The organism is Aquimarina macrocephali, assembly GCF_051627225.1.
GTDB classification, from domain to species: domain Bacteria; phylum Bacteroidota; class Bacteroidia; order Flavobacteriales; family Flavobacteriaceae; genus Aquimarina; species Aquimarina macrocephali.
In genome coordinates, this window is the sequence record NZ_CP151795.1 from 121,705 (window position 1) to 132,974 (window position 11,270).

An 11,270-nucleotide genomic window follows, 5' to 3' on the forward strand; every position below is an offset into this window, starting at 1 on the left:
AATATTAACTATTTAAAGAAGTAAAAAATTCCTTAATTCAATTATTTCATTTTAGACTTGGATTAAAAAACAAAAACGCTCTTTATAACCAAGAGCGTTTTTGAAACATTAACTAACTAAATCTCAAATCAATCAAATCATGAAATCTCAATCAACCGTTTTGGTTGTACTTTTGCTTCTTCTTTTTTAGGGAGTTTTACCAATAGTACTCCGTTTTCATATGAAGCTTCAATCTTGTTACCATTTACCGCTTCTGGCAAGCTAAATGAACGTTTAAATGCATCGTACCCAAATTCTTTTCGGGTGTATTTTCCTTTTTCATCCTTAGTTTCTTTTTCTGATGTAGTTTCAGAAGAAATGGTAAGGACATCATTATTCAGTTCAATGTTAAAATCTTTTTTAGCAAGTCCTGGTGCAGCTAATTCTACTACAAAATCCTCATCTGTTTCTTTTACATTAACCGCTGGAGTATTTACACCTATTTTATTGATATTAGATGTTCCACCAAGCCAATCGGTAGTAAAGAAATCATCAAAAAGAAAAGGTAATCTGTCTGTTTTTTTTAGTAAACTCATTGTATATTTTTTTAAGGTTATTCAAAATTTCAATTACAATGAGTGTATAGCAATTTGGATTCCATTTCAAAATAACAGACATTTTGTCATTATTCTACATTCTAATAATGACATTTTGTCAAAAATATCTTTATTAGAATGACAAAACATCTTAAATACAAAAAACCCAAAAGGATTATCTTTCGGGTTTTTTAGTTATAGATTACAGAAACTTAATTACAGATAAGTCGGTTTTCTATTAATAGAACATCGGTTTTGTTACCTAAATGGTTTCAAAGTCAATATATTAATTATAAAAACGTGTAAAAATAGAGACCAATTCTTTTGGTGGAATTATCTTATTCGGGTAGTCATTCATTTTCTCCAGAACCGTATCAACCGCTTCTAATCTCAGTCCCATATGCAATCCTATTTCTTTTATCTTATGAATTTCTAATTGAGAAGTCTCCTGATCTATATTCATAAGCAGCACCAATCTATGAAATTGAAGAATTCTTTGCGATTCGGGCTGTAAATTCTTTTTTTCTACTCCTTCCTCTATCAAAACATCTACCTCTTCTTTTGTAATCTTAAGCTGCGATGCAATGGCCAGAATAAAGTTATATTCTTGTTCTTTAAATTTTTTATCTGCTTTTGCAAACTGTATCATTTCAGAAAGCAAACTTAATTTCTCATCTTTACTATACATAAACCAATTACTTTTTGTCGAAAATAGTAATTTTCAACTAAACTCATATAACATTCTTTATATTCAACTTCTAATTTTAATCCGATTTTCAATTCAAAAAAATATACCTTTGCAATATGGGTTTAACAAACAATGATATTTTCAAAAAGTTAAGGGTTGCACATAAATTACGCGATGACGATATTGTAAAAATCTGCACATTAGTAGATTTTAAAGTTACCAAAAGTGAATTAGGTGCATTTTTCAGAAATGAGAATCATCCAAAATACATGGAATGTGGTGATCAAATACTACGTAACTTCTTAAACGGGTTAATTATTCATCTTAGAGGTCCAATGCCCGAAAAAAAGAAAGACCCTGCAAAGGATAAGAACACAAACTAACGTTTTTTACTTCGAAATAAATGCTTAATTTGGTTGGACCAATATTTTTCATCCAACAATCACTCAACTTAAGTATCTATGCTTACCGCAGCCGAAAAACAATTATTTAGAGAAGAGCTTTTCTGTCATTTAGACGGGATTGCTGTAGCTCCTGTTGCTTATTCTCTTTATAAAAACAATATTACCGATTATCTAATTAGCAATAAAGAAATATCAATTTCACAAATTGCTGCATCTCATAAAACCAATGAAGGATATCTAAATATCGCTCTGCGCATACTAAGCGCTCAAGGCTGGTTGGATTATGAAGCAAATAAAGATGACGTAATTATAAAAACCAATGCGCTTTCTGAATTAGCTTTTGATCATTTTTATTTATATGAAGAAGTCGTTGATCTCTTAGAATATTCTGGTAAATTTCACCCTCGAAAATTTGAATTAGAGCCTTTTCATAAACTTGAACAACTATTCAAAAAATATCAAAACCGCTTTGGCTTAGCCTCTGAAAAAGACAGTACAACTACTCAAATCCAAGATCAAGTCCTTAAACATATAGAAGGCATTTTGGTTGGACCAACTACCGTACATCTTGGTATGGGCGGAATGTTTCATAAATATTTTATGGAAGCATCCTTTAGTGCTGATGAATATCACAAATTTCCAGAAAGCTTTAACACCATCCTCACATTCCTAAGCTACCTGGGTTGGTTTAGCAAATCAAATGGCAACTATACTTTTACTAATAAAGGATTGTTTTTTGCTAAAAGAGCTTCTGCATACGGCGTAACTGTTTCATATATCCCTATGTTTCGACAAATGGATGCTTTATTATTTGGCGATCCTAATGTACTATGGAACCCTCAAGCTGATACCGAAATACACGTAGATCGAGAAATGAATGTATGGGGAAGTGGAGGCGCACATACTACATATTTTAAAAAGATTGATGAAATCATTATTAGCCTGTTTAATAAACCTCTGGATGAGCAACCCAAAGGAATTCTGGATATGGGATGTGGCAATGGTGCTTTTTTAATTCACCTTTTTGAAGTCATTGAATCCAAAACACTACGAGGTAAACACTTAGATGATTACCCATTATTCCTAGTAGGTGCAGACTATAATAAAGCTGCTCTAAAAGTCACCAGAGCTAATTTAATCCAAGCAGATATATGGGCCAAAGTTATTTGGGGAGACATTAGCGATCCTGATTTACTAGAAAAAGATTTAAAGGAAAACTACACAATAGCATTAAAAGATTTATTATCGGTAAGAACATTTCTAGATCACAATAGGATTTGGAGCAAACCAACTTCACAACTGGACATTCCCAGCCAATCTACAGGTGCATTTGCTTATCGGGGAAAACGATTACTTAATAGTGATGTCGAACGAAACTTAAAGGATCATTTTAAAAAGTGGGCTCCTCATATTGAAAAATTCGGGTTAATCGTCATAGAATTACATACTATATCTCCAAAATTAACCGCTAAAAACCTAGGCAAAACTGCAGCTACTGCCTACGATGCTACTCACGGATTTTCTGATCAATATATTTTAGAAATTGATTCTTTTTTAAAAGTAATTAAAGAAGTAGGCTTACAAAGTGATGATAAGTACTTTTCTAAATTCCCGAATTCTGATCTGGCAACAGTAAGTATTAATTATATTATTGGGGAGTAACAATCCAACTTAATAAAACCTAAAAATTTAATTACCCTCAATATTGACAAATAAAAAAGCCCCGGTTGATGATTTCCGGGACTTTTTATGTATTCACATGTTTTATACAATCTTATTCTTCTACGATACGCACAGGCATCTTGAATACTTTAGCTTCAGAACCATATTGTGTTCCTACTTTTTTATAGTTTAAGCGACTCTTAATAAAACCATCTAAGTTTTCACTTTTAGAATCAACAGATAATACTACGATTTCACCTTTACTATTTAAAGTAAATGTTACATAGGCTGTTAATTCTTTTTTAATTTTGAAAGATGGCTTCTTTAATAACGTACTAATTTCTTTATTAAGAGCGTTTTCTGTTTTTGTTGGATTAGTACTTGCGCTTGCAACACTACTTACTGCAAAAGCAACTGCTAAAAGTAATACATTCAATTTTTTCATGATCTATTCGTTTTTATTGATTTATACTTATAAGACCACTGATTATCCAAATCTGTTACACTAAAAAGGAATATTTAACACAGATTAACAAACAGACTGAATGCAATTAACACAGAAAATCCCTAAAAATGGCATCTCCCAGCCCTTATGTTAATTTCTTGTATACTGAGTAATTACATCTTTATATTCTGGAAATTGCTGAATTAAGTCCTTTTTATCTCCCAACTCAAAATCATCAAAATCAAAACCAGGTGATACTGTACATCCCACCAAAGAATAACTATCCTCTTTTTTTACACTAGAAGCAAACCAACAACCTGCCGGAACTACCAACTGAGGTAACTCTCCCTCATCCAGGTTTATACCTACAGAATATCGATGATATTTCCCTTCTAAATCAATCACATGCACAAACAAAGAAGACCCTTCATAATAATGCCATATCTCATCCTGATTAATTTTATGAAATGCCGAAAAATTGTCTGAAGTAAGAAGAAAGTAAATCGCTGTACAATAATTGCGTTCTCCCTTAAATTCTTTACTTAAAATTTGTTGAGGAATAACACCTTCACTTCTATACGTTTCTTTATAAAATCCACCTTCGGGATGTGAATTCATATCTAGTTTTTGAACTATCTTTTCTATCCTTGTGTTCATGGTATTTATATTTAGATGTTTTATAAAAAAAAGAAGCGATCATCAATAGATCGCTTCTAATATATACTAAAAATTTAATTAGTGTTATTATGCTAATACTGCCTGCACTTTATCTGCAGCTTCCTGAAACTGTACTGCACTTTGTACATCCAGCCCACTACTGTCAATTAATTCTTTCGCTATATCAGCATTAGTACCTTGCAAACGAACTATAATTGGCACATTAATCGCGTCACCCATATTTTTATAAGCATCTACAACTCCTTGTGCTACTCGATCACAACGAACGATACCTCCAAAAATATTGATTAAAATTGCTTTTACATTTGGATCTTTAAGAATTATCCTAAATGCTGTCTCTACACGTTTTGCATCTGCGGTACCTCCTACATCAAGGAAATTTGCCGGCTCGCCTCCTGCTTGTTTAATTAAATCCATTGTCGCCATTGCAAGACCAGCACCATTTACCATACATCCTACATTTCCATCAAGATCCACATAATTAAGTCCTACTTCTTTTGCTTCAACTTCGATTGGATTTTCCTCTCTAATATCACGCATATCTACATAATTCTTATGGCGATATAACGCATTATCATCCAAAGTCACTTTGGCATCTACTGCCATAATTTTATCATCACTTGTCTTAAGAACAGGGTTTATCTCGAATAAAGATGCATCTGATTTAACATAAGCTGTATATAACGCCATTACAAATTTGGTCATTTCTTTAAAAGCAGTTCCGCTTAATCCCAAATTAAAAGCAACACGTCTTGCTTGAAAAGGGAGTAATCCAACAGATGGATCGACTTCTTCTGTAAAAATTAGATGAGGAGTTTCTTCTGCTACAGTTTCGATATCCATACCTCCTTCTGTAGAGTACATAATCATATTACGTCCAGAAGTACGATTTAGCAATACCGACATATAAAATTCATTCGGCTCACTATCTCCAGGATAATACACATCTTCTGCAACTAATACCTGGTGAACTTTCTTACCTTCTGCAGAAGTTTGAGGAGTAATCAAATTCATTCCTATGATCTGTTCTGCTATCTCTTCTACTTCCTTAAGGTTTTTAGCAAGCTTCACTCCACCGCCTTTTCCTCGTCCACCAGCGTGAACTTGCGCCTTAATTACATGCCATCCTGTTCCGGTTTCTGCAGTAAGTTGTTTTGCCGCAGCTACAGCTTCATTTGCATTTTGTGCTACAATACCGCGCTGTATACGCACGCCAAAGCTATTTAATATCTCTTTACCCTGATACTCGTGTAAGTTCATACTATTATTTTTTTGCCTTTTTTAGGAGTTCCAAAAATAGGAAAAGTGAAGTTATTGTGCCAATCTTTTTATAGTAAAAAAAACCAGTCGTTTTTAATTCTATAAACAATCAAAAAATCACGTTAATACAGGTAAAGATTGCCTCTTAACTCATTACAATTTAAAATCCTCAAAATCCAAAGGGTCAAAGTTTTTAAAATGCCCATTCATTTTGATCGCCTTTTTAGCATTATTCATCTCTCTCACTACAGGAATTGTCTTTTTTAGATGACTAATCAGATACTTTAATCTTTCAACCTCATTACGAAGTTTCAACAAATGATATTCCTGACGTAAAGCCAATCCTATTTTATGCGCTACCTGATAACTAACAAAAGGAATATCAAATACAGGTGGATTATCTATTGTTAATTCTACATACAGAATAGCAATATTTTTGAGTAACTCTTCTTGCAATTCTTCTTCACTACTATCATCATCCTTAAGAAACTCTACCTCTCCTCCGGCGTATAGTTTACCAGGAAATTGCTGATAAAAGTTTTTGATTCTAAAAATTCTTGTTCCCTGACATATAATATCACTCTCTCCTCCCGGGTATTTTTGAGCTACCTTTTGAAGCTTTACTTCGGTACCATACTCTAATTTTTCGTCAATATAGGTAGGCACCCCAAACAAAACCCCTTCTTCTTCACAGTCATTAATCAATTGTTGATACCTTTTTTCAAAAATATGCAAAGGCAATCGCTCTTCGGGATAAACAACGGTTTGTAATGGAAAAAGAGGTAGCATGATTTTTTTATTAAATGTACTAATTAACACTGTTTATATCCCTTAAACACAAGTTAAAAATCTTAATTTTTCTTATGCATTAGATTTTTTCTTTTTAAGACGTAGATATCTCTAATTTTATTGATAATTTCGTAGGCTTAAATTTGTGACACAATGGAAAATGAAAATTTATTAGCAATTGCAAATGAGTTTGGGAGTCCGGTTTATGTATATGACTCCTCAAAAATTATCTCACAGTACGACCGTCTTTCTGACGCTTTTAAAAAAGTCAAACGGTTAAAACTTAATTATGCAGTCAAGGCACTGTCTAATATTGCTGTTTTAAAGTTGATGAATTCATTAGGAGCTGGGCTAGATACTGTTTCTGCTCAAGAAGTAGAATTAGGATTAAAGGCGGGTGTCAAACCAAGTAATATTGTTTTTACTCCTAACGGAGTTTCTCTTGAAGAAATTGAGGAAGTTTCTGCCTTAGGTGTACAAATAAATATTGACAACCTTTCTATTCTGGAGCAATTTGGCACAAAACACCCTAATGTTCCAGTATGCATCCGTATGAATCCGCATGTAATGGCAGGAGGTAACAGCAAAATATCGGTAGGACATATTGATAGTAAATTTGGAATATCAATTCATCAAATTCCACATATCCTTAGGATTGTAGAAAACACAGGAATGCGTATTAATGGAATACACATGCATACAGGTAGTGATATTCTGGATATTGAAGTGTTTCTACGTGCTTGTGAAATACTTTTTGAAACTGCAATGAATTTCAAAAATCTTGATTTTATTGATTTTGGTAGTGGGTTTAAAGTACCTTACAAACTGGGGGATATTGAAACTAACATTGAGGAGTTTGGCAGTAAAATGACTAAACGTTTTAATACTTTTTGCAAAGAATACGGTAAAGAGCTAACTCTAGGTTTTGAACCTGGTAAATTTCTCGTAAGTGAATCAGGATACTTTTTAGCCAAAGTAAATGTAATCAAACAGACTACATCTACTGTTTTTGCTGGAATTGATAGTGGTTTTAATCACTTAATTCGACCTATGTTCTACAATTCACATCATGAGATTATTAATATTTCTAATCCAAAAGGAAAAGAACGGTTTTACTCGGTAGTTGGATATATTTGCGAAACAGATACTTTTGCCACAAACAGAAGGATTTCTGAAATTAACGAAGGAGATACTATTGCTTTTAAAAACGCAGGTGCTTACTGTTTTTCTATGTCTAGCAATTACAATTCTCGTTATCGCCCCGCAGAAGTATTATGGCATGAAGGGAAAGCTCATTTGATTCGTAAGCGTGAAACATTTGAAGATCTTACGAAAAACCAGGTGGACGTAGATATCTTTTCTAAAGTTGCTGAAACGACATAATATAACACTTATATATATTTATAAAGCGTCAGATAAAAAATCTGACGCTTTTTTTTGCATTGTAAATATTGTCAAAAGTTTATTCTTTTATCCCAGGTTGTAAAATAGTAAACTTTTCTTTTTCTTTTGCTTCATCCACCATTCTTTTCACATCAGCAAGAAGTGCTTTTGCATCATAAATCACCCCATCTTTAATGGTATAACTAACTCCTCCTGCCCGAATAACTTTGTTATCATCTGTTAATCGAATGGCTCCTGTTCCATAAAGCACTTTAAAGTTTTGAAGTGGATTTTCTTCTACTATCACAAAATCTGCTAGTTTACCTACTTCGACAGAACCAATTTTGTCTGACACTCCTAAAGCTTCTGCTCCACTTAATGTAGCTGCTCTAATTATTTCGAGAGGATGAAAACCAGCTTCTCGAAACAATTCTAATTCTCGTATGTACGCAAACCCATATAGTTGAAATATAAATCCAGAATCTGATCCTACAGTAACACGCCCTCCTCTATTTTTATACTCATTAATAAAGGTCATCCACAGGCGGTAATTTTCTCTCCAAACCACTTCTTGTTCTGTTCCCCAATCATGCCAATACGAGCCATGTGAGATCTTACTGGGTTGATAAAATCTCCATAACGAAGGTAATGTATAAGTCTCATGCCATTCTGCTCTACGGGCTCTTTGCAAATCTCTACTCGCTTCATAAATATTAAACGTTGGATCCAGTGTAAAATCAAGCTCTATTAACTCATTCATTACCTTATTCCAATGATCTGAATAGGGTTTTGCTGCTTGTTTCCATAATTTACCTGCTTCCTCAAATCGATGTTGCTCATTTTGATAATTATAATCCAAAGGGTAATGCTGAACGGTTTTATCTTCAAACAACGCTTCTGGTAATCCATACCAATGCTCCATAGAAGTAAGTCCTGCTTTTGCAGAATTTAAGACATTCCATCGAGCCACATCGGTTTGAGAATGATGACAAGCAGAACGCAGTCCTAGTTTTTTGTTTTCATCTAATGCTGCGGTCATAATTTCTGGAGCTGCTCCAAAGAATTTTATCCCATCTGCTCCTTTCTTGGCATTTTCCTGAACCCATTTTCTTGCCATCTCAGGAGTGCTTATTGGTGATGCACTACCTTGTCCAAATCCTGTATATGCAAAAATACGAGGGGCAATAATTTCATTTTTATCGCTTGCTTTTTTTAATTTCATTGTCCAATCTACACCTCTTCCACTAGGTTCTCTAACCGTGGTTACACCATGTGCCATCCACAATTTAAAGACATAATCAGCATCTGCTCCTTGTGCTACTCCGCCAATATGTCCATGCATGTCTACAAAGCCAGGCAACACATACATCCCCTCTGCATTAAGCTCCTTACCTCCTGGTTTTAATACTGGACGTTTTGTAGCATTGATAGGCATACCCGGATATCCAACAACAACAATGTTTTTAATTATATTTTTTTCTATAACAATATCGACTGGCCCTCTTGGAGGGGCACCATTACCATTAATTAGTGTTACCCCTCTAATGATTAGTTGAGAGAAAGGTCCTTCTTTAAGTTCTTGTGCATTGGATTGTGATATAAAAAATACAGCAAGGAGAAGGAGTATGTGTTTTGTGATTTTCATTTTAAAAGATTTGTATAAAACAAGAAAAAAAGAGCGCCTTTCTTTACAAATTAGAAAATACGCTATCAATAATTGTGATTAAACTTACTCAATTCAAAATAAAACTGAATAATCTCTATGAAGAATTTAACACCTCTATGTCTCTTTATTAAAGCGAAATACAACAATTATAATATTCATTATCTTTAATACACCACTAAAATCATTTTAATCATGGAAAAGTTACAATGGAATTCGTTTACCAAAAAAATTTATATCCATAAATCTATTGAAGAACTATATGATTTATGGGCCACTCCAAAAGGCATCACTTCCTGGTTTTTGAAACAAGCTGAATACAGCACCATTGATGGACAAATCAGAGAGCCATCGGAGCATATTCAAAAAGGGGACACGTACACCTGGCAATGGCATAATTGGGACGAAAAAGAAAAAGGAGAAGTACTAGAAGCTAATGGAGATAATTATATAGAAATTAGCTTTAGCAATTCAAAAGTCTCTGTAAAGCTAGAAAAGAAAAATAATGTGACTATGGTGATTTTATCACAATTTGATATACCTGTAGACGACAAAAGCAAATTACAAATACATTATGGATGCAGTAATGGCTGGACATTTTGGCTTGCCAATCTAAAAGCTTTTGTGGAGCATGGTATTTTACTAAATGAAACTGAAATAAGTCTACAGGAGAATGAGCTTTCTGGATATGAGTTTGTAAATATGTGATTACAAATTTTTAATATTTCTAATTAAATACTCTAATCCGTTAAGTTTTAATTCATAAACTGTTTGCAATTGTTGTCCCAGTAATCCTTTGGGAAAACCTTTGTTGTGATACCATACAACATAATACTCTGGAAGATCAATAAGGTATCTGTCTTTATACTTGCCAAATGGCATTTTGGTATGTGCTAATTTGATTAAAAAATCCTTTTGGAGTTGGATTTCCATGAGGTTGGTTATAAGAACAATTATTCAGTGAAATCTCGGTAATACCACATTAATGTCTCTACCTTTCTTTCCCATTTTTTTTGAGCCTCTTTATTTCTAGAATGATCCGTTTCTTCATCATATCTCTCTTGCATATTTATTCTCATCCTCTCCACCAGCTTATACATTTTATTAAGGTCTCTTCTTATGTTTTTACCCGCACTATATTCTTTAAGTCTCTTTCTCATTATTCGGGCATGTAATTCTGAAATATCAAAGTGCAATTGCTCATGAGAAAGAAGAGCTAACGACATCTGCCCTCTCTTAACCCAAGATAAAGATGGATAACAAAAGCTATCTACCTGATAATTTAATTCAATTTCTCCTTTATCTTTACCATAAGACCATTGATAGGTTATTCCCGTATTTACACTAGCGTCATAATTACTATTCAAATTAGGCTTTCCTCTAAAATCTGACCAGTCTAATTCGCTTCTTTCTGCGTACGAGAATTTCCCAACATAACCATTATTACTGGTAAAAAATAAAATTAAAATAATAGTAAAGCACTTACTCATAATTGCAAACAATTATGCCCAGATAAAAGTTATATTTTCATCTATTTCAGAGACGCCAGGGGAACACAATATGGGGCAAATATTGTTTGCTCTCTGTAAAATAGCATTATTTTTTAGTTCTAAATATACACGTATTTTTAAAAAATACATAATTTCTAGAATCTAATTTCGATTTATTTTTCCTTTGTTTTCCTTAATATTCCAATCTAATCAATTATAATGCCAAGAAATCT

13 protein-coding genes are annotated in these 11,270 nt (G+C 33.3%); 4 read left to right on the top strand and 9 right to left on the bottom strand.

All coding sequences use genetic code 11. From position 1 onward, the window contains the following. Positions 1-137: 137 nt before the first annotated feature. Both AAFU52_RS00510 and AAFU52_RS00515 read right to left on the bottom strand, forming a co-directional pair. The gene (locus AAFU52_RS00510; protein ID WP_024771259.1) at positions 138-575 is read right to left on the bottom strand and encodes an Hsp20/alpha crystallin family protein; all 438 of its coding nucleotides are present in this window, start codon (positions 573-575) and stop codon (positions 138-140) included. Positions 576-861: 286 nt separating this feature from the next. Next, positions 862-1,263: a hypothetical protein gene (locus tag AAFU52_RS00515; RefSeq protein WP_024771260.1), complete on the bottom strand. Its 402-nt coding sequence runs from the start codon at positions 1,261-1,263 to the stop codon at positions 862-864. Positions 1,264-1,379: 116 nt separating this feature from the next. Between AAFU52_RS00515 and AAFU52_RS00520 the strand changes: the two genes are divergently transcribed. Both AAFU52_RS00520 and AAFU52_RS00525 read left to right on the top strand, forming a co-directional pair. Continuing rightward, positions 1,380-1,646, top strand: coding sequence for a DUF1456 family protein (locus AAFU52_RS00520; RefSeq protein ID WP_024771261.1), 267 nt, complete (start codon positions 1,380-1,382; stop codon positions 1,644-1,646). A gap of 78 nt (positions 1,647-1,724) precedes the next feature. Then, positions 1,725-3,329 carry a class I SAM-dependent methyltransferase gene (locus AAFU52_RS00525; protein ID WP_024771262.1) on the top strand — a complete coding sequence of 535 codons (1,605 nt, stop codon included), beginning with the start codon at positions 1,725-1,727 and terminating at the stop codon, positions 3,327-3,329. A gap of 112 nt (positions 3,330-3,441) precedes the next feature. Here the strand turns inward: AAFU52_RS00525 and AAFU52_RS00530 are convergent, their stop codons facing one another. The 4 genes from AAFU52_RS00530 to AAFU52_RS00545 form a co-directional block, all read right to left on the bottom strand. After that, positions 3,442-3,774 (bottom strand): hypothetical protein, encoded by a 333-nt coding sequence (locus tag AAFU52_RS00530; protein WP_024771263.1) that lies wholly within the window; start codon positions 3,772-3,774, stop codon positions 3,442-3,444. 150 nt (positions 3,775-3,924) lie between these two features. Further along, a complete protein-coding gene (locus tag AAFU52_RS00535; RefSeq protein ID WP_438424655.1) occupies positions 3,925-4,431 on the bottom strand; it encodes a cupin domain-containing protein in 507 nt (168 codons plus the stop codon). Positions 4,432-4,518: 87 nt separating this feature from the next. After that, positions 4,519-5,712, bottom strand: coding sequence for an ADP-forming succinate--CoA ligase subunit beta (sucC, locus tag AAFU52_RS00540; RefSeq protein ID WP_024771265.1), 1,194 nt, complete (start codon positions 5,710-5,712; stop codon positions 4,519-4,521). A 153-nt stretch (positions 5,713-5,865) separates the two neighbouring features. Continuing rightward, entirely contained in the window at positions 5,866-6,501 is a 636-nt protein-coding gene (locus AAFU52_RS00545; RefSeq protein WP_051473792.1) for an LON peptidase substrate-binding domain-containing protein, read from the bottom strand. A gap of 153 nt (positions 6,502-6,654) precedes the next feature. Here AAFU52_RS00545 and lysA point away from each other — a divergent pair, with 153 nt between their 5' ends. Beyond that, a complete protein-coding gene (lysA, locus tag AAFU52_RS00550) occupies positions 6,655-7,884 on the top strand; it encodes a diaminopimelate decarboxylase (RefSeq protein WP_438424659.1) in 1,230 nt (409 codons plus the stop codon). Positions 7,885-7,963: 79 nt separating this feature from the next. Here lysA and AAFU52_RS00555 read toward each other — a convergent pair whose 3' ends face one another. Continuing rightward, entirely contained in the window at positions 7,964-9,529 is a 1,566-nt protein-coding gene (locus AAFU52_RS00555) for an amidohydrolase family protein (protein ID WP_438424662.1), read from the bottom strand. A gap of 213 nt (positions 9,530-9,742) precedes the next feature. Here AAFU52_RS00555 and AAFU52_RS00560 point away from each other — a divergent pair, with 213 nt between their 5' ends. Further along, on the top strand, positions 9,743-10,255 hold the full coding sequence (locus AAFU52_RS00560; RefSeq protein WP_438424664.1) for an SRPBCC family protein: 513 nt from the start codon (positions 9,743-9,745) through the stop codon (positions 10,253-10,255). Here the strand turns inward: AAFU52_RS00560 and AAFU52_RS00565 are convergent, their stop codons facing one another. Then, positions 10,256-10,480, bottom strand: coding sequence for a DUF3820 family protein (locus AAFU52_RS00565; protein ID WP_035092407.1), 225 nt, complete (start codon positions 10,478-10,480; stop codon positions 10,256-10,258). It lies immediately after the preceding gene. 20 nt (positions 10,481-10,500) lie between these two features. Next, a complete protein-coding gene (locus tag AAFU52_RS00570) occupies positions 10,501-11,037 on the bottom strand; it encodes a DUF922 domain-containing protein (protein ID WP_024771271.1) in 537 nt (178 codons plus the stop codon). Positions 11,038-11,270: the final 233 nt, after the last annotated feature.